19 protein-coding genes are annotated in these 25,448 nt (G+C 68.1%); 2 read left to right on the top strand and 17 right to left on the bottom strand.

Annotated features, from left to right (window positions below; all coding sequences use genetic code 11):
- Window positions 1-8: 8 nt before the first annotated feature.
- Window positions 9-941, top strand: coding sequence for a polysaccharide pyruvyl transferase family protein (locus H537_RS45585; protein WP_051243275.1), 933 nt, complete (start codon window positions 9-11; stop codon window positions 939-941).
- Window positions 942-1,072: 131 nt separating this feature from the next.
- The gene (locus H537_RS53405) at window positions 1,073-2,086 is read left to right on the top strand and encodes a hypothetical protein (protein WP_156901947.1); all 1,014 of its coding nucleotides are present in this window, start codon (window positions 1,073-1,075) and stop codon (window positions 2,084-2,086) included.
- A 107-nt stretch (window positions 2,087-2,193) separates the two neighbouring features.
- On the opposite strand, the gene H537_RS53400 is transcribed toward H537_RS53405, so the two are convergent.
- The 17 genes from H537_RS53400 to H537_RS0125995 form a co-directional block, all read right to left on the bottom strand.
- Complete coding sequence (locus H537_RS53400; protein ID WP_156901946.1) at window positions 2,194-4,305, bottom strand: hypothetical protein; 2,112 nt, start codon at window positions 4,303-4,305, stop codon at window positions 2,194-2,196.
- A gap of 83 nt (window positions 4,306-4,388) precedes the next feature.
- Window positions 4,389-5,402 carry a polysaccharide deacetylase family protein gene (locus H537_RS45575; RefSeq protein WP_064736049.1) on the bottom strand — a complete coding sequence of 338 codons (1,014 nt, stop codon included), beginning with the start codon at window positions 5,400-5,402 and terminating at the stop codon, window positions 4,389-4,391.
- 2 nt (window positions 5,403-5,404) lie between these two features.
- Window positions 5,405-6,742 (bottom strand): putative O-glycosylation ligase, exosortase A system-associated, encoded by a 1,338-nt coding sequence (locus tag H537_RS0126065; RefSeq protein WP_029000204.1) that lies wholly within the window; start codon window positions 6,740-6,742, stop codon window positions 5,405-5,407.
- Between the two features lie 12 nt (window positions 6,743-6,754).
- Entirely contained in the window at window positions 6,755-8,101 is a 1,347-nt protein-coding gene (locus H537_RS0126060; RefSeq protein WP_029000203.1) for a phenylacetate--CoA ligase family protein, read from the bottom strand.
- Between the two features lie 13 nt (window positions 8,102-8,114).
- Window positions 8,115-9,368, bottom strand: a complete 1,254-nt coding sequence (locus H537_RS0126055) for a glycosyltransferase (protein ID WP_029000202.1) — start codon at window positions 9,366-9,368, stop codon at window positions 8,115-8,117.
- Window positions 9,365-10,711, bottom strand: coding sequence for a UDP-glucose dehydrogenase family protein (locus H537_RS0126050; protein WP_029000201.1), 1,347 nt, complete (start codon window positions 10,709-10,711; stop codon window positions 9,365-9,367). The genes H537_RS0126055 and H537_RS0126050 overlap by 4 nt, the downstream gene beginning before the upstream one ends.
- A gap of 47 nt (window positions 10,712-10,758) precedes the next feature.
- Window positions 10,759-11,976: a TIGR04063 family PEP-CTERM/XrtA system glycosyltransferase gene (locus tag H537_RS0126045; RefSeq protein WP_029000200.1), complete on the bottom strand. Its 1,218-nt coding sequence runs from the start codon at window positions 11,974-11,976 to the stop codon at window positions 10,759-10,761.
- A gap of 63 nt (window positions 11,977-12,039) precedes the next feature.
- Window positions 12,040-13,320, bottom strand: a complete 1,281-nt coding sequence (locus H537_RS0126040; protein ID WP_029000199.1) for a nucleotide sugar dehydrogenase — start codon at window positions 13,318-13,320, stop codon at window positions 12,040-12,042.
- A gap of 110 nt (window positions 13,321-13,430) precedes the next feature.
- Window positions 13,431-15,374: an XrtA/PEP-CTERM system amidotransferase gene (locus H537_RS0126035; RefSeq protein WP_029000198.1), complete on the bottom strand. Its 1,944-nt coding sequence runs from the start codon at window positions 15,372-15,374 to the stop codon at window positions 13,431-13,433.
- 3 nt (window positions 15,375-15,377) lie between these two features.
- On the bottom strand, window positions 15,378-16,577 hold the full coding sequence (locus tag H537_RS0126030; protein ID WP_310733029.1) for a TIGR03088 family PEP-CTERM/XrtA system glycosyltransferase: 1,200 nt from the start codon (window positions 16,575-16,577) through the stop codon (window positions 15,378-15,380).
- Window positions 16,578-16,896: 319 nt separating this feature from the next.
- Window positions 16,897-18,042 carry a GNAT family N-acetyltransferase gene (locus tag H537_RS49705; RefSeq protein WP_156901945.1) on the bottom strand — a complete coding sequence of 382 codons (1,146 nt, stop codon included), beginning with the start codon at window positions 18,040-18,042 and terminating at the stop codon, window positions 16,897-16,899.
- The gene (locus tag H537_RS0126020) at window positions 18,032-19,063 is read right to left on the bottom strand and encodes a hypothetical protein (protein ID WP_156901944.1); all 1,032 of its coding nucleotides are present in this window, start codon (window positions 19,061-19,063) and stop codon (window positions 18,032-18,034) included. Before H537_RS0126020 ends, H537_RS49705 begins: the two co-directional genes overlap by 11 nt.
- 13 nt (window positions 19,064-19,076) lie before the next feature.
- On the bottom strand, window positions 19,077-20,561 hold the full coding sequence (locus H537_RS0126015) for an MBOAT family O-acyltransferase (protein ID WP_029000195.1): 1,485 nt from the start codon (window positions 20,559-20,561) through the stop codon (window positions 19,077-19,079).
- Between the two features lie 183 nt (window positions 20,562-20,744).
- On the bottom strand, window positions 20,745-22,307 hold the full coding sequence (gene xrtA / locus H537_RS0126010; RefSeq protein WP_051243272.1) for an exosortase A: 1,563 nt from the start codon (window positions 22,305-22,307) through the stop codon (window positions 20,745-20,747).
- An 8-nt stretch (window positions 22,308-22,315) separates the two neighbouring features.
- The gene (locus H537_RS0126005; protein ID WP_029000193.1) at window positions 22,316-23,542 is read right to left on the bottom strand and encodes a TIGR03087 family PEP-CTERM/XrtA system glycosyltransferase; all 1,227 of its coding nucleotides are present in this window, start codon (window positions 23,540-23,542) and stop codon (window positions 22,316-22,318) included.
- Between the two features lie 4 nt (window positions 23,543-23,546).
- Window positions 23,547-24,584 (bottom strand): FemAB family XrtA/PEP-CTERM system-associated protein, encoded by a 1,038-nt coding sequence (locus H537_RS0126000; protein ID WP_051243271.1) that lies wholly within the window; start codon window positions 24,582-24,584, stop codon window positions 23,547-23,549.
- Complete coding sequence (locus H537_RS0125995) at window positions 24,581-25,441, bottom strand: XrtA system polysaccharide deacetylase (RefSeq protein ID WP_029000191.1); 861 nt, start codon at window positions 25,439-25,441, stop codon at window positions 24,581-24,583. Before H537_RS0125995 ends, H537_RS0126000 begins: the two co-directional genes overlap by 4 nt.
- Window positions 25,442-25,448: the final 7 nt, after the last annotated feature.

The following is a 25,448-nucleotide window of genomic DNA, read 5'->3' as shown; positions in this document are numbered from 1 at the left end:
ACTCCCCTATGAAGCTCTGGTACTTCAAAGACCCCCTCGGCAATTTCGGCGACGACCTCAACCCCTGGCTGTGGGACCGGTTGCTGCCCGGTTTTCTCGACGCAGATGAGTCCGAATGGTTTGTCGGCATTGGCACGCTTTTAAACCACCGGCTGCCAGTCAGCGGTGTCAAGCATGTTTTTGGTTCGGGCTACGGTTACGGCTCGCCACCCGACTTCAGCAAGGGCGGATATGCCTTCCACGCGGTGCGCGGGCCGGCAACCGCCAAACTGCTCGGGCTGGATGCCGATACGGCCATCACCGACGCGGCCGTATTGCTAGCCAGGGTGGAACTGTCCCCCGTTGAGCGGGTTCGCGGAAGGATCGGATTCATCCCCCACTGCGTGAGCAGCCGGCATTACGACTGGAGCACCGTATGCCGCGACCTGGGCTTTACCTACATCTATGCCGGATGGGATGTCGAAATTGTGCTGCAACAGCTGCGCAGCTGCGAGTTGGTTCTGTGCGAGGCCATGCACGGCGCTATCGCGGCCGACACGCTGCGCGTGCCCTGGATTCCCGTGACCTGTTATCCCTATATTGACGCCTTCAAGTGGAATGATTGGCTCTCCACGCTGAGTCTTTCCTATGCACCACATAAGGTGCATGCACTCTACGCATCTGCCCAAGATTCAAGCCTGACGCAGCAGTTGAAGGACCATGCCAAGCGGACATTGCATGCCATGGGCTTGTGGAGGCCTCACTGGACGGCTCCTGGGCCACGGCAAAGCAACAGCGCCGATCACGCCGCCGCCGTGGCCCAACTGTTGAGTGCCTCGAAACAACGTCCGATGCTCAGTGACGCATCCGTCATCGATTCGCACATCAACCGTTACCTGGAACGGCTGGAGAAGCTGCGCCATGGTTCCGGTCGCCACCACGCCGCCAAACTGGCAACGTGATATCTGTAAAAGCCTCGACCGCCGCAGGACACACCGCCGCCTGTCTGTCACCGTATTCATTGCCATACCTGGCGAAAGCGTTCACGACGCCATGACCGCTCCAGTAAACGGCAACCGGGCTAGCCGCAACGGTGAAAACATCAGACTTGGCAGGACGGCGTGCCCGCCAATCCTCTCCGCCCGGCGACAAGGGCAACTTCGTTACTGAACCAGGTGAAAAAATGACATTGATTGCCGACAGCAGGCCTTGGCTGATTGAATCGGAACAGGTTCAAACCTCAGCAGGCATCGGTAATTGGGAGGCTTTTCATCCATCACCTTTTACTGTCCACGACATACTTGCAGCGAGTGCCGAATGGAAGGAGGCGCTGGCTGGCGTCGAAAAGCCCTGGTTGTGCTGGAATGTGGACGAAGAATGGTGCCTGGTCCAGCAACAACTCGTACGAGCCGTTGGCTGGACGCCTGTAGTGGGTTTCGACCCGCGTGTCGGCAAGCCTGCACTGGTACCCGGTGCGATCTGCATAGATTTCAATCGCCAGTTCGGATTCCGGACCATGTACCCGCACTTTCCGCTGGAATTTGCTTTTGCATTTGCACCGCGGTTGGCGTTCTGGCATTCAGACCTGCTGGTACCGCTGGATCAACTCAGGCGCTACGCCGAGCGGTTCGAACGGCTCAACGACAGGCAGATCGTCGCCGTCGAACCGGCGCGCCCGTTCAAGGACCGGTTACTGCGCCTGAACAACCACCGTGCTTGGGAACTCATTGGCTGCGTCAGCCGGGGAGGCAGCCATGACAATTTCATGACCGGCTGCGGGTGGTGGGCATGCTTCTACCTGCATCCCATGCACCATGGACATGCCGAACGCCAACGCAAGGTCAGGCACTATTGGGACCACGGGACCGGTATCATGTATTGGCGCAATCACTGTGGCGGCGACCTCGACTTGATCCCGGAAATGGAAGTGGACCCTGGTCATTTCACGCGCCTTCGACGTCGAGCGACTTATAAGGTTGCTGGCCACGATGACTGGCGGCGCGACTTGGGCAATGAACTGTCCGTGAATTTCTCGCTCAGGGCAGTTTGTGCGTCCATGGGCTTGGGAGAAATTTACGAGCAGACCCTGCATCACGCCCAAAGGTAGCACACGAACACGACCACCTGGACTTCAGGCTCGCGTTTGCGCAACCGCCATGCATCAAGGCGCCTTTCACACGGCAAACATGGAACCCCCGGGTGCTTGCCGTCCCGTCACTTCGGCACGGTATGGGGCCATACGCTCCATACCGGAGCATCGTCGAAGCGAACAGCCAAGGCCGGGTAGTTTGAAGCCGACGTCATAAGCAACCAAGCCCGCTTGCCGCCTTTTGCGTTATGGTCCACGGCATAGGCCAACGCCGGCGCCAAATTACCCCAGTAGCTCGTGGGATCGTTAGGATAACCCACCGCCAAGGCGCTGCCCGGTTCGCCGTTAGTGGGAATCTCCATGGACCTTGCAACCGCACCCCAAGAACTGTACCAAGGCCCTTCGCCACCAGCCCAATCGACACGGCCGCTTGGCGCATAATTCACAGTATATTGAGCAGCATAAGGATACGCGAACTCCGCAACACCACTGCCGCCTAAACGACCAACAACAGCACGATATTTCCAAGCCAAGAAGGCGTCAAGCTTGGACTGCAGTGCGGCACTATGGACCTCCAAGTCCTTGAGATAACCAAACGAAGCCGTAAAGAAGTCGTCCATCCAAATCTGGAATTTCAACGGAATGTTTGGATTAAAGCTGCCGTACGGCTGCACCAACCCCAATGGGTTATGGGATTTGGCAACGTAGTGGCCATGGTAGTACTCGATATTGGCATCGACACTGGCCGAAAACTGTGCATGCAATGGATCATCGTCCGGCGTGATGGCCGCAGCCTGTGCCAGTGAACGCTCAGCCCATGCCGCACCACGCGGCGTCAGTGCCGCCGAGTAGGACAACATGACACCGCGGCTCTTTTGTCGATTGGTATCGCCCTGCTTCAAATAATTGGTTGTGGCCACAAACTGGTTTTCCTCCATGAAGTAATTCCAGCCGGTCACCAGGTATGCCATGTAACCGAGCGAGGGATGATGGGAAGTGGCAAATCGGGGCGGCGTTGCGCCGGACGGCACGGGCGTGACTTGGTTGGAACTGGACGTTCCAATATCGGAAACGCCGGAACCGTATGACATCACAAGGTTTGGATGACTGGCGAAAGACAGCGGACGATTGGTACGCTCGTCGCGATAATGAATACCATAGCGGCCTGCAGCGTAGCCATTGACCAGCACAGCGGCGTAGGCTCGGGGATCCGCACCTGAGCTCAAATAAGCCACATCCCATTCTGGAAGCAAGCCGATGGAAGAATGGTAACCGGCCATGCCCATGCCAGGAGCATGATTCGCTACTGCCAAGGGTTCGTAGGTGGTGACCAGACGATCGAAAATTCGGCTCCTGGAATGGGTGTTCGCCTGATAATTGGGCACCAGTCTGGTGGCCATGAAATATTTGACATCGTGCCGCGGGGTCACCTGAGGATCAGCGTACAACCAGTGTGTAAGTGCGCTTCCCTCCGCCAGCACCACCCGCTGATGGTTGAGGAGTGTGAGAGGCCGAGAAAAACGCTCCGTGCCGCCCAGGGTGAAGGTTGCAATCCCACTTTTTTCATTAGGACCCGGCACGGTGAGATAGCCGTTCTCAACCCATGGCAGCACTTCGATGTGTCCGCCCTTGTAGGCGCGCACCTCAAGCCAAGCCACCAGGTGAGGATCCGGGCCGATGGGCTTGCGGTATATCCAGGAACTCATCTGCGGGCCCGCCACCCACTGTTGAAACGGCCTGTCCCAGTCAAGCACGGACCAGCGAGCGGTGCCAAATGCGCCGAACTGCACGCTGGCGGTCATGCCTGCCGCCTTGAGAACTCCGGTGCTCAGTACGGAACTTGCGGAAACCGGGCTCGAGCTCAACTGCAGGCTTCGGAACTTGCCGGCGACCATGTCAACACGGCCTGAGCAAATCGCAAATTTAGCGCTGCCGTCGGGCCAGCGGTTTTTTATTACACACTGAAATTCGGGAACGTCTGCAACGATGCCCCATTTCGCGGGCACCGCGCCTTGAATCAACGGCTGGCCGACCGTGAAGGGCAACAAAGATCCACTGGTGGGACTGACGACGCCCAACTTCGCGATCGGTACCGGGCCACCATGGATCTGCGCAGTTTCCTTCGCCGCGCCTAGCCGGTCCAAACCACTTGTTTCACCGCCCATGGCAGGCAATACAGTCATGAGTGAGGCAAAGACAAAACTGCCAATTGCAAGAAACCGCGCGATTGGGTTCATGGATTTCTACAGGATGTTAGCAAAGCTACGAACATGGTTTACAGTCAGGACGCAAGCCAAAGCCCAATCCCGGACCAGTTCGGCTACCGCGACGTTGGCATCATATTCTGGGAGTCACATCCGGCCATTGCTGCAGACTTGCCGCCGTGCCGGTGCAAATTGGCTGCCATGCGCAGCCCGAACCGCAACCGGGTACGGTCCCAGGGCATGAAGCGTGGAATCAGGAAGGGGTCGGTGTGGCGATTGGCGCTACCCCAGTCGGTGGTAACGGCGGCATTGAAGCCTGCCTCGCGCACGATGTGGATCGCCTGCAGATCGAAATCCTGGCCCTGCCTGCCATTGGGATAGGCGAACAGTTCCACCGGGGCATCCAGTATCGACTGCAGGTGCTGCTTGCTGCGGCCCACCTCGGCGCGCACCTGCTCCGCCGGCAGCCCCGCCAGGATCGGGTGCGAGACGGTGTGCGCGCCAATCTGCATGCCGGCGCGGTACATCCGGCGCACCTGTTCGGAACTCATCATTAGGTCCGAAGGGGGCTTCACGCCGGCGCGCGCCACGACCTCCTGCGCCAGCACCTGGCGCTGCTCCTGAGGCAGGTACTTGAGCCACCGCTTGATGCGCTCGCAGGCTTCGTGCTTGCGCTGCGTGCTGCCGATGTCGCATTGCTGCAGCGCGTCGATGCCCAGGCCGCGCAGGTCCAGCACAGCGGATGGCGCCAAGCGCACCGCCTCGTCCACCAGGTCGTTCCACATGCAACCGCCATCCAGCGAACCCGTCGTGATGAAAAAGGTCGCGCACAGACCGTGGCGCTGCAGGATCGGCAACGCCACGTCGTGGCAGTCAGCGTAGCCGTCGTCGAAGCTGATGCTCAACGCGCGCGCTGGCAGCGTGCCCGCAGACAGGCGCCGCACGGCCTCATCCAGCGGCAGCACGTTGAACAACTGCGCCAGCCACCCGCACACGCGGTTGAAGGCCATGGCGTCGAGGTCGTCCGGATGCAGCGGGTCCGCCACCAGGTGCACACGATGCAGCACCAGCACGCTCAAGCGTCCTCGATCACCGGCGGGCGACAGCCAGCCCAGCAGCCTGCGCAGCATGCTCAGAACCTCCCGGCCCGACCTTGCGCGCGCCGCTTGCCCGGCTTGGCATCCTTGCCCGGCTTGGCGCCCTTTTCCGGCGGGGACACGGGTTCGCGCTCCCAGCCTTTGGTCAGGACCCACTGGCGCGCCAGCACCACCAGCACCGTCAGGTTGTAGGGCAGGTCGAAGTAGGCCAAGCTCAGGAACGATCCGCCCACCAGATAAGCGATGAACGACACCTGCACGTACGTGCCCAGCTCCGCCGCCCAGCGGGCCTGCTCGATGTGGGCGGCGTTCTTGCGCAGCCACCCCGCCATGCGGCAGGTGGAGAACCACAGGACGAGGAACAACGCCAGCCCAATGTAGCCGTGGCTGCCCAACACCTGGAAGTAGATGCTGTGCGCCGCATGCACGTCCTCCGGGTGGGGCGCATAGATCGCGAAATGCTCTGGCGTCCAGGTCACGAAGCCCAGGCCGAACAGATGGTGCGGTGCCGCGTTCCAGGCCATGATCCAGGCGTTGAAGCGACCTTGCGCGGAGGCATCCTGGTCATGGTCCTTGATGGAGTTCATGCGCTCCATCCAGGCATCGGGCATGACGCTGACCAGCAGCACGGGCAGGAGCAAGAGCACGACGCCACCCACCAGCCGCTTCTTGCTGCGCCACCACATCATCAGAGCCATCCCCGTCAACGACAGCAGCGCGCCGCGGGAGTAGCTGCCCAGGGCCGCAATCGCCGTCAGCAGCATGACGAGGCCCACGCCCCGGCGCTGCCAGCACGCCGCCTCGGGCAGCTGCAGCTGCAGGAAGCGCAACAGCGGCACGGTCATGGCCAGCGCCGTGGCAAAGTGGTTGTTGTCGCTGATGAAGGACTCCGGCGGGCCAAAGACCTTGTGGCCGCCGGCCGTGGCTATGACGAAGGCCCCCCCCTTGGCGCCCAGCAGCGCCAGCGACATCGTCGCCACCCAGGCCAGCGCCATGATGTGCTTCTTGCTGTGCATCACGGCCAGTGCGACAAGCATGAAGCCATCGATCTTCATGACCTTGCTCCACGATTCGTAATCTCGTTCCGGTCCCGTGCCGAGGTAGCGTGACAGCGTCATCCAAAGCATGAAGAGCGCTAGCCAGACCACCGGCGCACCCTTGAACGGCGAAGAGCGATCACGCGTCAGCATCAGGCCCAGCAGCGTGCAGCCCGCGGCGATGGCCGCCAGCGGCGCGCTGTAGGCAAAGCCGTAGGTCAGGCGGTTCGGGGACATGAGGCTCAGCCACGTCCAGACGAGGATGCCGATCCAGGGCTGCTTGATCCCGTAGAGCGATCCCAGGACCGCGGGCAGGACGACCAGCAAATCGCGCATGCGCTGGCAGGCCTACGCGACGTGGCTGACGATGTAGCGGAACTTGCCGGATTTCTCCGGGGCGATGTGCTGCACGAGCTCCACGTCCACGTGCACCTGCGCGCCCAGCCGCCGCTTGAAGCCCGCCACGATGCTGTCGATGCCCACCCGGTCGAATGCGCCGCTGACCACCAGTTGCACGCTGGTGTGTTCACGGCTGTGCTGCACGACCTTGAAGCTCTCCACGCCGGGAAGGTCGCGCACGACATACACCAGCGCCAGTCCATGCATCACGGTGCCGTCGGCCGCCACCACGAAGTCGGTGCTGCGGCCCTGGATTTCCTTGAGCAGGGGCAGGCCACGGCCACAGGCGCAGCGCTGCGGGTCCATCACGGCAATGTCGCCCGTGCGGTAGCGGATGAAGGGGAAATCGCGCGTGGCCAGGTGCGTGACGACGATTTCACCCGCTGTGCCCGGTGCCACCACCCGGCCGTCGCGGTCCACCAGCTCGACCACAACGTCCTCGGCCGTGACGTGCATGCCGCCCGAGGGGCACTCGTGCGCGATGAAGCCCGCGTCGCGGCTGCCGTAGCCGTTGGCGACCTTGCAGCCGAACACGCGCGCGATGTCCCGGCGCTGGTCGTCGTACAGCCGCTCGGAAGTCACAAACGCGACCTTGATGCCCAGATCGTCCATCGCGATGCCCTGCTTCTCGGCATGGCGCGCGATATGGCTGAGCGCGGACGGATAGCCGAACAGCATCTTCGGCCGCCGCTGCCTGATGTGGGCAACGAAGCCGTCAAGCTTGGCCTGCGACATCTCGAAGGCCGGCAGCAGCGAAGTGCGCATGAGCGCGTCGCGCCACAAGCGCACGCGATCCTGGGCGCCCAGCTCGATCGGGGAGCCCCACACCACCACTTCCGGATCGCCGATGTCCACGTCCCACCAGCGCGTGGCGCGCCACTTGGAAGCCACGTCGTGGCTGACCCGCTCGCGGCCGATGAAGAAGATCAGCGGCTCGCCCGACGAACCGCCTGTGTTAAAGCGCGCCAGTCCCTGCGCCTGGGGATGCTTGAGCGCCTCCGTATGGGAGCGGATCAGCGACTTGGTGAGGAACGGCAGGCCTTGCAGGTCCTGCACGCTGCGCACGGCCGCGGGATCGAAGCGGTGCCGTGCGAACAGGTCGCGGTAGTACGGTACGTGGGCGGCGTTCGGCAGCAACGCGCGCAGGCGCCGCAGCTGCAAGGCGGCCACCCGGTCGGGGTCCCACCATTGCGACTGCTCCATGTCGCGGCGCGCGGCCACCGTGCTGTGGCGCTTGAGCCGCTCCTGCAGCGGAAACACGACGTTGGCGGTCAGCCAGGTGTACGGACTCGTCATAAATCTGTTTTGCTCAACGCGTCGCGGTGGATGCGCACGACGCGGCATCCCCTGCAAGCGCATGAAAGGCCTCGAACCGCTCCACCAGCGTGTCCACACGGCGGTCCCAGGTGTTGGCCTGGGCATAGGCCATGATGGCCTGGCTGTCCCAGCGCCGGGTCAGCGCGTCCTCAAGCGCACCACCCAGGGCCTGCGCATCGCCAAAAGGCACCACGGTGCCCAACTCCTGCCGGCACACGACCTCGGCGTTGCCGCCGACATCGGTCGTCACTACCGGGAGCCCGCAGGCCATGGCCTCAAGGAACACGTTGGCCCAGCCCTCGTTGCGCGTGGCCAGCACGAAGACGTCGGCGGCGGACAGCGGCTCGCGAATGCGATCGGGCGGCAGCGGCCCCAAAAAATGCACTGCCGCCTCCAGGCCAAGCGCAGCCACCTGTTCGCGAAGCGCGGCGCTCATGTCGCCTTCCGGACTAGGACCGCCGACCACGAGATACCTCAGGTCGGGAAAGCGCTGCCGCAGCCGCGGCAACAACTCGATCACGCGATGGAAGCCCTTGCGCTCCACCAGGCCGCCCACGCTGACCAACACCGGCCCCCCTTCAGGCACCCCCAGGGCACGGCGCGCCTGGGCGCGCGCGATGGGTGAGAAGCGGCGCAGGTCCACGCCGTTGCCCACGACCTGCACCTTGTCCGCCGGCGTGCCCAGGCCGATGGCCACTTGGCGCAGTGACTCGGACACGGCGAACACCTGCGTGGCGTCCCGCAGGGCCCGCGCCAGCAGCGGCGCCAGCACAGGGTCGCATGCATGGCGCGCCTCGCTGCCGCGCAGCGTGATCGTCACCGGCACCCGCAGCCAGCGCCCTAGCAGCACGGCCGCATAGCCGTCGGGATAGCCGAAATGGGCATCAATCAGGTCCAGCCGTCCCGCCGCCTTCAGCGCGCGCAACCTCGGCCACGCGCCCAGCGCCATGCACAGGCCGTCGAACCGCTTGAGCATGCCCGGCACGCTCGGAAAGGGCGGAAACCACACGTCCAGGCCCGACTGGAGCTCGTGCCGCGGCGCCCCGGGCCGGAAGGCCGGGCGCCAGCGCCGCACCAGGCCCTGCAGTGGGAACCAAGGTACGGGAGCCACCACGCTCAGCGGCAGCCGCTGGCCGACCCGGAACATGCGCTCGCGCACGAACAGCCCCGCGCCCGGCTGCACGCTGCTCGGGAACAAGCTGCTGAGCACGACCACGTGCGGACCGCCCTGAGCCTGCGCTGTCATAGGTGGCGCATCCCCTGTTCCCTGCCGCGGCCGATGCCCACGTACTCCAGGCCATGCGCTGCCACCACGGCAGAATCGAAAAGGTTGCGTCCGTCAATCACCAGGGGCTGCTTGAGTGCAGCGCGGATGGCGTCGAAGTCCGGGCTGCGGAACTCGCGCCACTCGGTGACGATCACCAGCGCGTCGGCGCCGGTGAGCGCCGCCATGGCGCTGTCGGCGAAGCTCACGCCCTCCACGCCCTGCAGCGCCACGCGGGCCTGCTCGGTGGCCACCGGGTCGTAGGCCTGCACGCGCGCGCCGCGGCGCACCAGGTCGTCGATCACCACCAGGCTGGGCGCCTCGCGCATGTCGTCCGTGTCGGGCTTGAAGGCCAGGCCCCACAGCGCGAAGGTGCGGCCGGCCAGGTCCTGGCCGAAGCGCGCCACCACCTTGTTGCCCAGCACGTGCTTCTGGCAGTCGTTGGCCGCCTCCACCGCCTCCAGCACCTGCAGCCGCACGCCGTTCTGGGCGCCCATGCGCACCAGCGCCTTGACGTCCTTGGGGAAGCACGAGCCGCCGTAGCCCGCGCCCGAGTACAGGAAGTGCGTGCCGATGCGCGGGTCGCTGCCGATGCCGCGGCGCACCATGTCGATGTCCGCGCCCACCTTTTCGGCCAGCAGCGCCAGCTCGTTCATGAAGCTGATGCGCGTGGCCAGCATGGCGTTGGCGGCGTACTTGGTGAACTCGGCGCTGCGCACGTCCATGAGCTGCAGCCGGTCGTGGTTGCGCGTGAACGTGGCGTAGAGCGCGCGCATGAGCAGCACCGCGCGCTCGTCGTCGGCGCCCACGATGATGCGGTCGGGCTTCATGAAGTCGCCCACCGCCGCGCCCTCCTTGAGGAACTCGGGGTTGGACACCACCGCGTACTCCACCTCCACGCCGCGGCGCTCCAGCTCCTGGCGCACCGCCTCGCGCACGCGGTCGGCCGTGCCCATGGGCACGGTGCTCTTGTCCACGATGACCTTGTAGTCGGTCATGTGCGCGCCGATGCTGCGCGCGGCCGCCAGCACGTGCTGCAGGTCCGCCGAGCCGTCCTCGCCCGGGGGCGTGCCCACGCCGATGAACTGCAGCGTGCCGTGCGACACCGCTTCGGCCACGTCGGTGGTGAACTGCAGCCGGCCCACGGCCACGTTGCGCTGCACGATGGCCTCCAGCCCCGGCTCGTGGATGGGAATGCCGCCGTCCTTGAGCACGCGGATCTTGCGCTCGTCCACGTCCAGGCACACGACGTGGTTGCCCATCTCGGCCAGGCACGCGCCGGTCACCAGACCCACGTACCCGGTACCAATCACAGTGACTTTCATCTCTCAGCCTTCCAAATGCATGTGAGGGTGGTCCGCCGCGCGCGGCCTCAGCCGCGCTGGCACAACGCCTCGTAGACCTTGCGGTAGTTGCCCACGGACACGCGCCAGTTGCGTTCGAGCTCCACGAACTCGCGGCCCGCGCGGCGCAGCTGCGGCCAGCGCTCGCGCTGCGCGAGCATCTGCAGCACCGCCTGCGCCAGCGCCTCGGGGCTGCCGGCCTTGAACAGCATGCCCGTCTCGTTGTAGCGGATGAGCTCCTTGTGGCCGCCGACGTCGGAGGCCACCAGCAGCCGGCCCTGCGCCATCGCCTCCAGCGGCTTGAGCGGCGTGACCAGCTCGGTCAGCCGCATCGAGTGGCGCGGGTAGGCCAGCACGTCGACCAGGTCGTAGTAGCGCTGCACGTCCTTGTGCGGCACGCGCCCGGTGAAGACCACCTTGTCGGCCAGGCCCAGCGAGTGGGCCTGCGCCTTGAGCGCGGCGTCCTGCGGGCCGCCGCCCACCAGCAGCACGCGCGCGCCGGGGCGCTGCGCCAGGATCGCCGGCAGCGACTGCAGCAGCAGGTCCAGGCCCTCGTAGGCGTAGAACGAGCCGATGAAGCCCACCACGTCGCAGCCGGCCAGGCCCAGCTGCGCCTTGAGCGCCTGGTCGGGCTCGCCGCCCACGTCGAAGGCGTCGATGTCCACGGCGTTGGGGATGACGGTGACCTTCTGCGCCGGGATGCCGCGCGCCACGATGTCGCCGCGCAGCCCCTCGCAGATCGTGAACACGTGGTCCGCGTTGCGCAGCGCGTGCGTCTCCAGCCGCCGCGTGAGGCGGTAGCGCAGGCTGCCCTCGGTGGTGGTGCCATGGTCCACCGCGGCGTCCTCCCAGAAGGCGCGCACCTCGTACACCACCGGGATGCCCAGGCGCCGGCCCACGCGCAGCGCGGGAATGGCGTCGAGCACCGGCGAGTGCGCGTGCAGCACGCTGGGCCGCACCTGCTGCGCCACCTCCAGCAGCCGCTGCTCCAGGCTGCGCATGAGCGCGATCTCGCCCAGCCCGGGCAGGCGCGCTCCGCTGCGGGGCGCCATGGGCGTGCGGAAGAAGTGCAGCCCGTCCACGTCCTCCTCCAGCCCCTTGGGCTCCAGATGCTTGGGGCTGGTGAGGTGAAAGGTCTCCCAGCCCAGGCGGCGCTGCTCGCGCAGGATCGACTGAGTGCGAAAGGTGTAGCCGCTGTGCAGCGGGATCGAATGGTCCAGGACGTGCAGGATTCGGGGCGTCGTCATCTCAAGCTTTCTTCAGCGGCCCGCGGCGCGGGCGGCGCTGCGGTCGGCGGGACGGGGACGGCCTCAGAGGCGCCAGAGTCGGAAGCCCGCGCCCTGCACGGCGGCGGCGTCGAAGGCGGCCTTGACGTCGATGAACACGCCATTGCGCACCAGCTTGCGCGCGAGCTCCTCCAGCGGCATCGAGGCGAACTCGCGGTGCGACACCGCGGCCACGATGCCGTCGGCGCGCGGCAGCTCGTCCCAGGGCACCAGCTTCACGCCGTACTCGTGCAGCGCCTCGGCCGGATCGGCCCAGGGGTCGGTCACGCTGACCTCCAAGCCGTAGCTCTGGAGCTCGTGAATGATGTCCACGACCTTGGAGTTGCGCAGGTCGGCGCAGTTCTCCTTGAAGGTCAGGCCCAGCACGTTCACGCGCGCGCCCTTGATGTAGCTGCCCGCGGCGATCAGGTTCTTGATCGTCTGCTCGGCGATGAACTTGGCCATGCCGTCGTTGATGCGCCGCCCGGCTAGGATCACCTGCGGGTGGTAGCCCAGCATGTCGGCCTTGTGCGTGAGGTAGTACGGGTCCACGCCGATGCAGTGGCCGCCCACCAGGCCCGGCTTGAACTTCAGGAAGTTCCACTTCGTGCCGGCGGCTTCGAGCACCTCGGTGGTGTCGATGCCGATCTTGTCGAAGATGATGGCCAGCTCGTTCATCAGCGCGATGTTGAGGTCGCGCTGGGTGTTCTCGATCACCTTGGCGGCCTCGGCGGCCTTGATGGAGCTGGCGCGGTGCACGCCGGGCTCGACGATGCGCTCGTAGAGCTGGGCTACGCGCTCCAGCGTCTCGGCGGTGTCGCCGGAGACGATCTTCACGATTTTGGTCAGCGTGTGCTCGCGGTCGCCGGGGTTGATGCGCTCGGGGCTGTAGCCGACGAAGAAGTCCTGCTTCCACTTCATGCCCGATTCGCGCTCCAGCACCGGGATGCCCACCTCCTCGGTGGCGCCGGGGTAGACGGTGGACTCGTACACCACGGTGGCGCCACGCTTCATGTGCTTGCCGGCGCTCTTGCTGGCGCCCACGAGCGGGCCGAAGTCCGGGATGTGCGCCTCGTCCACCGGCGTGGGCACGGCCACGATGATGATGTCGGCCTCGCCGAGGATGGCCGGATCGCTGGAATACACCGCGTGCGTTGCCACGGCCATCTCCGCGTCGGGCAGCTCGCGCGACGGGTCGGTGCCACGCAGGCAGGCGTCCACCTTGTCCTGGGAGATGTCGAAACCGATGGTGCGGCTCTTCTTGCCAAACTCCACCACCAGCGGCAGGCCCACGTAGCCCAGGCCGATGACTGCAACCACACTCACACTCGTTCTCCTGTTGGCCGTGCGGCCCGCGGAAGTCGCGGGTACGGCGCGTGAAAGATTGATGACGCAACCGGCATGGCCGGGCCTCTGGCCTTGAGGGCCTGCATGGCTCAGGCCTCCGCCAACGCCTGCGCCGGTGCCGGTGCCGCCGGTGAGGAGCCCTCGCCCACGACGTTGCGCAGGAAGGCGTCGAACATCAGCAGCGTCCACAGCGCGGTGCTGTGATCGTGCGCGCCGGACTCATGCTGGTCCACCAGGCGGCCCATGAGGCGCACGTCGAACCAGCCGGTGTCGGCCATCGCGCCGCCCAGCAGCGACTCGCGCAGGCGCTGCCGCAGCGGTCCGCGGAACCAGCGCGCCAGCGGCACCGAGAAGCCCATCTTGGGCCGGTACAGCACGTCATGCGGCAGCCGCGGCTCCAGCGCCTTCTTGAAGACGTGCTTGCCCTCGCCGGCACTGACCTTCAGCGACGACGGCAGCGTGGCGGCCCACTCCACCAGCTCGTGGTCCATCAGCGGTTCGCGCACCTCTAGGCCATGCTCCATGCTGGCGCGGTCCACCTTGGCGTTGATGTCGTCGATGAGCCAGGTCTTGAGGTCGATGTACTGGACCAGCGCCAGCGGGTCATCCGTGCCGGCGCGGCGCGCATGACGCTCGAACACTTCCAGCGCCGAGTAGCCGCCAAGCTCCCGCTTGAGCGCGCCGGTGAAAAGCCTGTCCCGAAGCGGCTGGCGAAGGCGCGCCATGCTGTGGAAGTAGGCCTGCGCCGCGGTGCGCGACATGCCCTCGAAGGTCGTCTTGGCGCGCAGCACCTGCGGCGCCCAGTCGGCCTTGGGATAGAGCCGGCCCAGCGTGCCGAACAGCGGCCGGCGCAGCGCCAGCGGCAGCGCCGAGCGCATGCGCTCCTCCATCATGTGCATGCGGTAGCGGCGGTAGCCGCCAAAGGCCTCATCGCCGCCATCGCCCGACAGCGCCACCTTCACGTGCGTGCGCGCGAGCTGGCACACGCGGTAGGTGGGCACCGCCGAGGAGTCGGCGTAGGGCTCGTCGTACATCGCCGCGAGCGTGTCCACCAGGCCGAAGTCGTCGCTGTCCACCATGTCCACGAAGTGGTTGGTGCGGTAGCGGTCGGCCACCATCCGGGCGAACTCGGCCTCGTTGAAGGCCGGATCGGCGAAGGCCATGGAGCAGGTGTTCACCGGCCCCTGAGACAGCTCGGCCATGTGCGACACCACGGCGCTGGAATCCACGCCGCCGGAAAGGAAGGCGCCCAGCGGCACGTCGGCGATCATGCGCAGCCGCACCGACTCGTGCACCCGCGCGTCGAGCTCGGCGCACGCGTCCTGCAGCCCGATCTTGCGGTCCAGCGTGAAGCGCAGATCCCAGTACTGCTGCGGCTCGGCCAGCGGCTGGCCGCGGCGCAGCAGCAGCATGTGGCCGGCCGGGAGCTTGCGCGCCTGGCGGAAGATGCAGCGCGGCTCGGCCACGTAGCCCAGCGCGAAGTACTCCTCCACCGCCAGCGGGTCGATGTCGCGCCTGAGCCCGCCGTGCGCCAGCAGCGTCTTGAGCTCCGAGCCGAAGACCAGCGTGCCGTCATCGAGCAGCGCGTAGTGCATCGGCTTGACGCCCAGGCGGTCGCGCGCCATGAAGAAGGTCTGCTGGTTGCGGTCCCACAGCGCGAAGGCGAACATGCCGCGCAGCCGCTGCACGCACGCCGAGCCCCAGGACTCCCAGGCGTGCACGATGACTTCGGTGTCGCTGTGCGTGCGGAACACGTGCCCCAGCGCCTGCAGCTCGGGCACGAGCTCCTGGTAGTTGTAGATCTCGCCGTTGAAGACGATGACCACCGAGCCGTCCTCGTTGAACAGGGGCTGCTGCCCGGTGGCCAGGTCGATGATCGACAGCCGCCGGTGGCCCAGGCCGACGCCGGGCTCCAGGTGCAGGTCGCCCCCGTCCGGGCCACGGTGGTGCTGCGCCTCGTTCATGCGCTGCAGCGTCGCGCGCTCGAAGTTGCGCGCGCCACGGGTATCGAACAATCCGGTAATGCCGCACATGGATCAGTTGCTCCGCTTTGCCTGGTGGCGGTCGTACAGGCGCTGGTAGGCGCCGACCATGCCTTCCTGGCTGTAGTCCTTGCACACGCGCTCGCGCGCCGTGCGTCCCATGCGCAGCGCCTGCGCCGGGTCGGCGGCCACGCGCGCCAGCGCGTCGCCCAGGGCCTGCGGGTCGTTGGTCGGCACGATGGCGCCGGTGATCCCGTCGTGGATCAGGTCCACGTTGGCGCCCACGGCCGTGACCACCGCGGGCAACGCGCTGGACATGGCCTCCAGCAGCGTGTAGGACAGCCCCTCGGCCTTGGACGGCAGCGTGAAGCAGTGCAGCCCGCGCATCACGTCCGGCACGTCGCTGCGCTCGCCGGGCAGCCAGGCCAGGTCAGCCAGGCCCAGTTCCTGCAGCAGCGCCTGCGTGGGCGCGCGCAGCGGGCCGTCGCCCACCATCACCACGCGCATGCGCTCGCGCAGCGCGGGCTGCTGCCGCAGCGCATGGGCGAAGGCGCGCACGAGGTTGGGCTGGTCCTTCACCGCCTGCATGCGCCCCACAGTGCCCACCAGCCAGTGGCGGTCGGGCGTGAAGGGACAGCCCTCGATGCGCCCGGGCCGCCCGTCGGGCGCCGGGTGGAAGCGCGCGGTGTCCACGGCGTTGGGAATGTGGCTCACGCGCTGCGGCGGCACGTGCACCTTGTCCAGCAGGTAGCGGTTCAGGTCGGCCGAGACCGCGATGTAGTGCGACACGAAGGGACGGTAGAACCGGCGCACCTGCTGGTAGCGGCGGTTGCTGCCGTCCAGGTCCGACACGTCCCAGCCGTGCTCGCTGTGGACGCGCAGCGGCACGCCCGCGGCCCACGCGGGCAGCGCACATTCCAGCGCGGCCAGGTTGTTGGTGTGCACCACCGCCGGACGGAGCTGCCGGAACAGCCGGTACATCCGCGGATAGAGCTTGAAGGCATGGCCCGGCCCCTTGTGCAGGGCGATGAACTCCACGTCCTCGCGCTGCACGCGGCGGCTGAACCCCGTCACCTCGGTGAGCGAGAGCACGGCGTGCCGGTAGGCCTGGGCGGGCAGGTGGTTGATGAGATTCACGATCCCGTTTTCCAGCCCGCCCGTGTCGAAGCGGTAAACCACGTGCAGCACCAGCGGGGCGTCCCGCGTGCAGGCCGCACCGGAGCGCGAGGGTTCGATGGACTTCAGGGCCGCCACTGCCCTGCCCTTTCGGACCGGCACATGGGGCTCGGACCGCTCACTGCCGCCACTTCCACGATTCCTCCGATTCACTGTGCAACCCGCCCGAGAAAGGTACGGACGGAACTTGTCTGGATCGCCAACAACAGAAGGCCTCGTGCAGTCCGGTCCGTTCAATGCCCCTAGCACCTTGAAAACCATGATTCTATTTTGTAACCTTGCTGATACAGACCGGCCAAAGCGATCAAAGTCAAAGGAACGCGTGAAAGATTGCGCCCCCTCAAGGCGCAACTTGTAACCGTCTCGCTTACATCCGGGCCCGCACGGCACGCCGACCTCACGGCGGCGGCGGGCGCCGCAAGGGCGGCAGCAGCCGCGCAGCGGCCTCGCGCGCCGCGGCCAGCAGCCCGCGCGGGGTGCGCGGGTTGCACGCGCGCAGGCCCCGGCGCTCGCGCCGGTGGCTCATCCAGTCGCGCTTGTAGGCGTCGTCGCCCATGAGGTAGTCCACCTCCGCGACGCCGTCGCGCTCCAGCACGTGCCGCATCAGCCGCGCCGTCAGCACAGTGCCCGAGCCCAGCGCCTTGAAGGCCTCGTCGTAGGCCAGCTTGTAGATCGCGGCCTTGCCGTGCGCGACGATCCACAGCTGCGCCGCCACCGGTTGCTCCTGCAACCATACCATGCCCAGCCGCAGCCAGCCCTGCCGCGCGCAGCTGCGGATGAGGCCGGGCATGAAGGCCGGGTGCGGCTCGGGCTCCTTCCAGCTCGCGGCATAGACGCGGGCGTAGGCCTGCGCCACCGCCTCCACGCGCTCGCCGCCGCTGACGATCTCCACGCGCCCACCCGCGCGCTCCAGCCGCTTCTCGGCGCGCCGCAGGGTGTTGCGCAACGTCCCTGGGCGCGCGGCCAGGTACGCTTCCCAGCCCTCGAAGGCATCGGCGCGCAGGTACCAGTTGCCGAAGGCCAGGTAGTCCCACGCCGGCAGCCCGGCGTCGCGCAGCGCCCCGCGCAGCACGGTCCAGGCGCGGGAGCCGGGGTCCATGGGCGCGAAGTCCAGGGTGTGCAGCGGCGCGTGCCGGCGCAGCAGCCCGCGCAGCAGCGGCGCCAGCTCCGGGGCCGTGAGCGAGTCGTCCAGCGCTGGCGCCCACAGCGCGCTGTAGTAGTTGGCCAGCGCCTGCGCGCAGCCGGGCCGCACCCCGTCCTCGCCGCCCACCAGCAGCGGCAGCACCGCCACCGCGCGCCCGTCGCGGCGCAGCACGTGGAAGCGGGCGCCGTCCCTGAAGCCCGGCAGCGTGGCGAGGAAGTTGCGGTACCACGCCGGGCCCAGCTCGATGCCCGCGCACTCGGCCCGGCACAGCAGCGCCAGCGCGTCGGGCGGCAGCGCGTCCGGATGGCGGTACACCGACAACGCGGGGCCGGTGTCCGCCTCGGGCCGGCCCCTCAACGCGTCGGAGGGTGGCGCCCCGGCGCCCGCGTCACGGCGCATCGCCCAGCAGCGCCCGGGCCGCGGCCTGCGCCAGCAGCTCCACGCCCAGGGGGTTGAGGTGGCCGTCGTAGGGACCGACGTCGAGCGACAGGCTGGAGTGCCCGAAGTGCTGCCGCAGCAGCGGTTCGGCGTCGACGACGACGGCGCCCGCGGCGCGCGCCAGCCGGATGAAGTGGTCCCGGTCCGGGTCGTCGGGGGCCTGGCCGCGCGCCAAGCGCTGGCGGTCGCTGTCCACCACCAGCACCAGGCGGCCCGCCACGTGCGGCCCGATGCGCGCGAAGAACTCGCTCGCCACCGCCTCGGCCAGCGCTTGCGGACCGCCGGGCGGCCACTTGGACCCCGCCTGGCCGCCGCCGGCGGGCGCGGGCAGCAGCTCCGGAAACGCCTGGGCCGGCAGCCGCCGGAAATCCACCTTGAGCTGGCTGACGAGGTACTGCGCCAGGGCGGAGTGCCGCAGCCAGCGCTTGAGCGCCGAGGGCGGCGGCTGCAGCTCGGTGCGCGGCTGCAGGCTGTGCCGGTCCAAGCAGCGCGCGTGCACGTTGCCCGAGCCGCAAAGCGCCTGGCGCACGTCGCCGCGCTCGAGCAGCACGACGAAGTCGCGCACGCCCCAGCGCTCATGCGCCAGCCGGATGCGCTCGGCGTAGTCCAGCAGCGACGACCCCGGGCCGCCCATGGCGTAGACCCGGCGCTGGCCGCCCAGCGAGCGCTCCAACTGCGCCGCCGGCCGCGCGGCCAGGGGCAGCATCGACGCCTCGACGTAGCTGTCGCCGACCAGGGCCACCGCCTGGGGATCGGGCACGACGTCGTGCTCGGCCGCGAACCCGGCGTTGTTGGCGCGCATGCGCTGCGGGTTGTACAAGGCCCAGCCGGTGGACATCTGCCACTCGTGGCGCGGCGGATAGTTCAGCACCATCGGATCGATGCGGTAGCCGCTGTCGGTGGGGCTGCTCACCGGCAGCATCCGCAGCAGCGCTTCGCTCAGCAGCAGGAAGACCAGCACGCCTAGCAGGACGTGAAGCACGCGGCGCGCCATGTCAGAAGTTGAAGTAGATGAAGGCGCTGACCGCGTCGCGCGCCGTGTTGAGAAGCACCAGCATCAGTGCCGCGCATGCCACGAAGCTGCCCGCGCCCACGTGCGTGGCGGGGTAGCGGCGGGCGTTGTCCAGCAGCCGTTCGCCGATGCGGTTGCTGTTGGGCGCCAGCACGGCCAGCGCCCCCAGGGCCAGGCACCACAGCGCCCCGGTGGACGGCTGCAGGCCGGCGTTCCACAGCAGCGCTTGCAGCGCGGAAGCGTCCCCGGCGCCGGCCATGGCACGCAGCATCGCCAGCGCGCCGTCGAGCGTGGCGGCGCGGAAGAACACCCACGCCACCACCACGCACAGCATCGTCAGCGCCCAGGACGCCAGCATGAAGGCGCGGTTGCCCTGCAGCCGCCGCGACAGCGCCTCGCCGCACAGCGCGCGGAAGCCGTGGTTGACCATCAGGTACGCGCCGTGCAGCGCACCCCACAGCACGAAGGCCCAGCTCGCGCCGTGCCACAGGCCGCCCAGCACCATCGTGGCGGCCAGGTTGACGTAGCGCCGCAGCGCGCCGTGGCGGTTGCCCCCCAGCGCGATGTAGAGGTAGTCGCGCAGGAAGGTGGACAGCGAGATGTGCCAGCGGCGCCAGAAGTCGCTGATGTTGGTCGCCTGGTACGGCGAGTTGAAGTTGTAGGGCAGCCGGATGTTGAACATCCACGACAGGCCGATCGCCATGTCGGAGTAGCCCGAGAAGTCGAAGTACAGCTGCAGCGTGTAGGCCAGCGCCGCGATCCAGGCCTCGTGCGTGCCGGGCACGGCGCCGGCATCGGCGGGGTTGAAGACGGCATCGGCATAGGGCGCGATCCCGTCGGCCAGCACCACCTTCTTGAACAGGCCGATGGCGAAGATGGCCAGCCCGGCGCTGAAGTTGGCGCCGTCGAAGCGGTAGGTGGTTGCGCGCGCAAACTGCGGCATCATCTGCGCGTGGTGCAGCACCGGCCCCGCCACCAGGTGCGGGAAGTAGGTGACGAACAGCCCGTAGTGCACCAGCTGGAACTCGCGCACCTTGCCGTGCCAGGTGTCCACCAGGAAGGCGATCTGCGTGAAGCTGTAGAACGAGATGCCGATAGGCAGCACCACGCCCGCAAGCGTCCAGTGCGTGCCCGCCAGTGCGTTGACGTTGTCCAGGAAGAAGTTGGCGTACTTGAAGTAGCCCAGCAGCAGCAGGTTGAACGCCACGCCCAGCGCAAGCCAGCGCCGCGCCGCGCCCTGGCCCTGCGCGTCCACCACGCGCGCGATGCGCAGGCCCAGGCTGAAGTTGATGCCGATCGACGCCAGCAGCAGCAGCGTGAATTTGGGCATCCACCAGCCGTAGAAGAACAGCGACACCCCGAACAGCCACGCCGCGGCGGCGCGCTGGGAGCGGCGTCCCAGCACGAAGAAGCCCGCGAGCGCCGCCGGGAGGAACAGCAGTACGAAAGTGGCGGTAGTGAAAAGCATGTTGAGTTCAGGCCCCAGGCGCGCGCCCCGGCCTGGCCAGGGCGATGGCCAGGTCGTGCGGGTTCATGGCGACCGGCGTGCAAGGCGTGGGTATCGTGACCTCGTTGCGCGGTCTTGTCGGTGACGTACTACCGCTGCGGGCGTGCCGTGTAGCGGCCGGGCCGCGGCCGTGGCCCCTGGCGCTCAGGGCGCCGCGTCGCGGGCGCGCCGCAACTGCTCGTCGAGCGCGGACAGGTGCTCGCGCGCGAACGCTTCCAGCACCGCCTCGGCCTGCCCCGGCCCGGCCTTGACTGCATAGAGCATCAGCACCGCGCCGTCGCCGCCGCGGCCCAGGAGCTGGTTGAGCGCCAGCAGCGCCTTGGCCTGGAAGTCGCTGGCGGTGGTGAGCACGCCGTTGATCCAGTAGGCCCGCCACACCACCAGCCGCGTCGCGCTGCTGTCCTTGGCGTCGGCGTTGCCGCTGCGCAGCTCGGCCGTGCGCCACGTCAGCGACCGGTCCGGCAGCTGCATCTCTCGGCGGTCCTGGCCCACCAGCGCCCAGGGGCCCAGGCGGCCCTGCACCAGGGCGTTGCTGGAGCTCACGAGCTTGCTGTCGGACGTCTCCGCGGCGTAGTAGGCCATCTGCAGCCCCACCCGCTGCTCACCCCGCGCGTAGTTGCGCTCCAGGCGCTGCGTGGGGTTGAGGTAGGCGTGGCGCCAGTCGGCCGGCGGCTGCGCGGCCAGGCTCCAGCCCGCGGCGGGCGTGCCCACCGCGTCCAGGTTCGAGAGCATCGGCCGGGCCATCGAGCCCACCCGCGCCAGCAGGCCGTGCGGCAGCGCCAGCACCCCCAGCGCCAGGACGGCCGCGCTCAGCGGCGCCAGCGCGGCGGCGCGCCCCGGCCGGCCGGCGGCCGGCGCCTCGGCCGCCAGCTCGGCCTCGGGCTGCGACCACATCGCGCCGACGGCCAGCATCAGCAGGATCACGACGCCGAAGAACACCCAGCCGTAGACGAGGTGGTCCGCGCCGGTGGCCAGCTCGTTGCCGCTGAGGTGGCCGACCAGCACGATTAGGTACGCCCGCACCCAGTTGGCCAGGATCGGCACCAGGATCGACACGCCCACGAACACCCAGCGCCGCAGCATCGAGCTGTAGTTGAGGTAGGCGAAGAGCACGCCCACCATCAGCGAGGCCATCAGGTAGCGGATGCCGCTGCAGGCCGCCTCCACCGACCAGTGGCCCGTCGGGATGGTGAACTGCAGCCCGTCGCGCAGCACCGGGATGCCCGAGCGCTGCAGCGCCCACACGGTGAAGTCCGCCGTCCAGTCCATCAGCTGCGGCATCAGGAACTCGCCGAAAGGCACGGCGAAGTACAGGAACAGCAGCGGGAAGCGGATGGCGCCGGCGACCTGCCAGCCCAGCACCGCGGGCACGCTCAGCACCAGCAGCGTCACCAGGGCGAACTGCGTGACAGCGTTGACCGCCACCAGGTGCCCCATCAGCCAGGCCAGCGCCACCGCCGCCATGGGCAGCAGCAGCCAGGGCACGGGCCGCGGCGCCAGCTGCGCGAGCTGCGCGCGCCGGCGCCAGATCAGCCACAGCGAGATCGGCGGCACCGTGAAGGCATGCGTGAAGGTCTCCGAGCGCAGCCAGATGCCCACCATGCCCAGCGCCGTGTCGCGGTACAGCCACAGCAGCGCGGCCAGCAGCAGCGCGAGCGCCGCGAGCGCGCGCGGCCAGCCCGGGTGCGCCTGCGGCGGCATGGGCATGGCCGCGCTCATGCCGCTGCAGGCGCAGCAGGCGCCGCCTCGTGCGAGGGCAGGTGCGGGTCGATGCCCGAGAGGTGCGCGTCCCAGCTGTAGTTGCGCAGCACGCGCTGGCGCCCGGCTTGGCCGATGGCCGCGGCGCGGTCCGGGCTCGCCAGCAGCGCGTTGATCTGCTGCACGTAGTCCTCCACCTCCAGCGCCGGCAGCAGCTCGGTGCCGGGCTGCGCGTCGATGCCGCGCGTGCACGTCAGCGAAGCCACCACCGGGCGCGCCATCGCCATGGCCTCCAGGATCTTGTTCTGCACCCCGCGCGCCAGCCGCAGCGGCGCCACCACCGCCGCGGCATGCTGCAGGTACGGCCGCACGTCGGGCACCGTGCCGGTGACGTTCACGTGCGGCCCGGCCAGCGCCTGCACCGCCGCCGTGGGGCTGCGCCCCACGATGTGCAGCCGCAGCCCCGGCCAGCGCGGCAGCAGCTGCGGCAGCACCTCGCGCGCGAACCAGCACACCGCGTCCACGTTGGGCCAGTAGTCCATGGCGCCGGTGAACACCAGCGGATACGGCTCCGCGCCGAAGGGCGAGGCGCGCCCTTCGGCAGGCGCGAAGTACTCGGCGTCCACGCCGTTGCCGATGGGCTCGACGCTGCGCGCGCACTCGGGCGCGAGCTGGCGGAACAGCGCCGACTCGGCCTCCGTGACGAAGAAGGAACGCAGCGCGCGCGCGGCCACCTCGCGCTCGTAGGCCAACAGCCGCCGGCCCTCGCGCGCGTACAGCCACGACATGGGCCAGCGGTGCGCGTCGGCGTACTGCGTCCACTTGGCCGAGTCCACATCCACGAAGTCCACCAGCATCGGCAGCCCGGGCAGCTCGTCCACGTACTGCGCCATCGAGGAGCTGAACACCACCGCCGCGTCGAGCTTGCAGCGCGCGCCGAGCGCGCGCACCCAGCGCCGCAGCCCCGCGTCGTCGTAGTAGCTCAGCGTCAGCGCCCGGCCCAGCGGCAGCGCGCGCAGGCTCGCGACCCTGGCCAGCCTGGGCTGCAGCCGCGCCACGTGCATCTCGGCGCAGTACGGGCGCAGGTTCTGCACGAAGGCCTCGTCCTCGAGGTCGTCCACGAAGGTGCCCAGGAACACGCGGTGGCGTGCCGCCAGGTGCTTGAGCAGGTGGAACGAGCGCACCTTGTCGCCCTTGTTGGGCGGGTACGGCAGCCGGTGCACCAGGTACAGCAGGTCGGCCATCGCGTCACCCCAGGCTGCGAACGACCAGGGGCCCCAGCCGGTTGGCCAGCCCGATGGGCATGCGCCGCCAGGCCTCGATGAACAGCTTGTACTTGGCGTTGGACGGGTTGTTCTGCGGCACCGTCTCGCGCTTGTAGAGCCGGTACTCGTAGTGCAACGGCGTGGGCTCGAAGCCCCAGTTCTTCTTGAACGAGTAGGAGCCCGTGCCCTGCTTGCTGCGCCCGTAGTCGAAGACCTTGCAGCCGCGCGCCAGCGCGTGGCGCATGAGCTCCCAGTACTTGAAGTCGTTGGCCGCGAGGTCGCGCGCGGCCACGGCGTCGCCCGCGTAGTACGGCAGGATCTCGTCGCGGAAGTAGAAGCTCAGCACGGCGCTCAGCGGCTGGCCGTCGGGGCTGTCCACCGCCATGAGCTCCAGCGCGTCGCCGAACTCGTCCTGCAGCAGCTCGAAGTAGCGCCGCGGCATCGCCGGCGTGCCGTGGCGGTGCACGTTGTCGGCGTACAGCGCGAAGAAGCGGCCCACGTCCCGGTGCACGCTGCTGGTCAGGCCGTTCTTGATGCCTTTGCGCACCATCGCGCGCTGCTTGCGCGGGATGGCCAGCATGTTGGCCTCCTCGTCCTCCAGCAGCTCCTTGTGGAAGGTGACGTAGAGGTCCTGCTCGGGCCAGTCGGCGTGGCGCCGCGTGGTGTGGCGCAGCTCCAGGTGCTGCACGCCGAGCTTGCGGCCGAGCTGGTCGGCATGCGCCTCCAGCGCCTGCACGGCATCGGCGCTGGTGGCGGCCACGCCGCCGTAGACGGCAAAGGGCAGGCTCGTGAGCGAGCTGCCGAAGAGCCAGCTGCGCACGTGTGCCAGCGGCAGCACGCCCTCGATGGCGCCGGCGCGGCGCGCGAGCAGGAAATGCGTCTGGTGCCCGAAGGCTTCGCGCAGCACGCGCTGCCAGCCGGCGCGGTGGAAAAACGTGGCTTCGGGACAGGCGAGGACGAACTCGTCCCATTGCGCCGCGGCACGCTGGTCGTCCGCGGCGAGCAGTTCTATCTGGATCATGCGTTGAGGGAGGTCCCGCCCAGGAAAATGCGGTCCATGCGGCCCCAGCGGAAATCGCTCAGCAGCCGCTCCAGCCGCGATTCCATGCGCTGCAGGTTCAGGTAATGTCGAAAGCGCGCCTTGGCGCTTGCGCCGGCCACGCGCGGTTGCCCGGGATCGATTTCCCAGGGGTGGAAGTAAAAGATCGCCGATTGCTGCTCGGCCTGGTTGACGTGCCTCAACATCCAGCGCGAGAGCCCGTAGGGCAGCAGCCGGAAGTAGCCCCCGCCGCTGGAAGGCAGGTTGCGCGAGAACACGCGCAGCGTCGTGGGCGGCACCTCGATGAAGCCGCTGCCGCCCGTGGGCTTGAAGGCGAAGCGCGGCGCCTCGGGCATGCCGTAGTGGTCATGCACGATCGGGTAGACGCTGGAGCTGTAGCGGTAGCCCGCGCGCTGGAGCTCGTCGAAGGCCCAGGGGTTGGTGCGGCCGATGGAGAAGCTCGGCGCGCGGTAGCCCAGCACGCTCACACCCCCCAGGTCCTCCAGCAGCGCCTTGGCGCGGTACACGTCCTCGTAGAACGCCTGCGGCGTGAGGTCGCTGGCGCGCTCGTGGTTGCAGCCGTGGCTGGCGAGCTCGTGGCCCTCGGCCACGATGTCGCGCACCACCTGCGGGTAGCGCTGCGCGATCCAGCCCAGCGTGAAGAACGTGGCCTGCACCTGATGACGGCGCAACATCTGCAGGATGCGCTCGACGTTGCGCTCGACCCGGCACTCGCGCGCGTCCCACTGGCTGCGCGAAATGAACGGCGCGAAGGCGGAGACCTGGAAGTAGTCCTCCACGTCGATGGTGAAGGCGTTGATGACCGAAGGGGACAGCATGGGATGG

Origin of the sequence: Azohydromonas australica DSM 1124, from assembly GCF_000430725.1 — a bacterium.
Lineage (GTDB): Bacteria > Pseudomonadota > Gammaproteobacteria > Burkholderiales > Burkholderiaceae_C > Azohydromonas > Azohydromonas australica.
This window is presented reverse-complemented; position numbering and strand designations above follow the sequence as displayed.

Excerpts from the sequence above, each read along its gene's own strand:
- H537_RS53400 (WP_156901946.1), bottom strand. The coding sequence starts at position 4,305 with ATGAACCCAATCGCGCGGTTTCTTGCAATTGGCAGTTTTGTCTTTGCC.
- H537_RS0126050 (WP_029000201.1), bottom strand. The coding sequence starts at position 10,711 with ATGAAAGTCACTGTGATTGGTACCGGGTACGTGGGTCTGGTGACCGGC.
- H537_RS0126055 (WP_029000202.1), bottom strand. The coding sequence starts at position 9,368 with ATGACAGCGCAGGCTCAGGGCGGTCCGCACGTGGTCGTGCTCAGCAGC.
- H537_RS0126015 (WP_029000195.1), bottom strand. The coding sequence starts at position 20,561 with ATGCTTTTCACTACCGCCACTTTCGTACTGCTGTTCCTCCCGGCGGCG.
- H537_RS45585 (WP_051243275.1), top strand. The coding sequence starts at position 9 with ATGAAGCTCTGGTACTTCAAAGACCCCCTCGGCAATTTCGGCGACGAC.
- H537_RS0126035 (WP_029000198.1), bottom strand. The coding sequence starts at position 15,374 with ATGTGCGGCATTACCGGATTGTTCGATACCCGTGGCGCGCGCAACTTC.
- H537_RS0126060 (WP_029000203.1), bottom strand. The coding sequence starts at position 8,101 with ATGACGAGTCCGTACACCTGGCTGACCGCCAACGTCGTGTTTCCGCTG.
- H537_RS0126045 (WP_029000200.1), bottom strand. The coding sequence starts at position 11,976 with ATGACGACGCCCCGAATCCTGCACGTCCTGGACCATTCGATCCCGCTG.
- H537_RS0126005 (WP_029000193.1), bottom strand. The coding sequence starts at position 23,542 with ATGGCCGACCTGCTGTACCTGGTGCACCGGCTGCCGTACCCGCCCAAC.
- H537_RS0126000 (WP_051243271.1), bottom strand. The coding sequence starts at position 24,584 with ATGATCCAGATAGAACTGCTCGCCGCGGACGACCAGCGTGCCGCGGCG.
- H537_RS45575 (WP_064736049.1), bottom strand. The coding sequence starts at position 5,402 with ATGCTGCGCAGGCTGCTGGGCTGGCTGTCGCCCGCCGGTGATCGAGGA.
- H537_RS0126065 (WP_029000204.1), bottom strand. The coding sequence starts at position 6,742 with ATGCGCGATTTGCTGGTCGTCCTGCCCGCGGTCCTGGGATCGCTCTAC.
- xrtA (WP_051243272.1), bottom strand. The coding sequence starts at position 22,307 with ATGCCCATGCCGCCGCAGGCGCACCCGGGCTGGCCGCGCGCGCTCGCG.
- H537_RS0125995 (WP_029000191.1), bottom strand. The coding sequence starts at position 25,441 with ATGCTGTCCCCTTCGGTCATCAACGCCTTCACCATCGACGTGGAGGAC.
- H537_RS49705 (WP_156901945.1), bottom strand. The coding sequence starts at position 18,042 with ATGCGCCGTGACGCGGGCGCCGGGGCGCCACCCTCCGACGCGTTGAGG.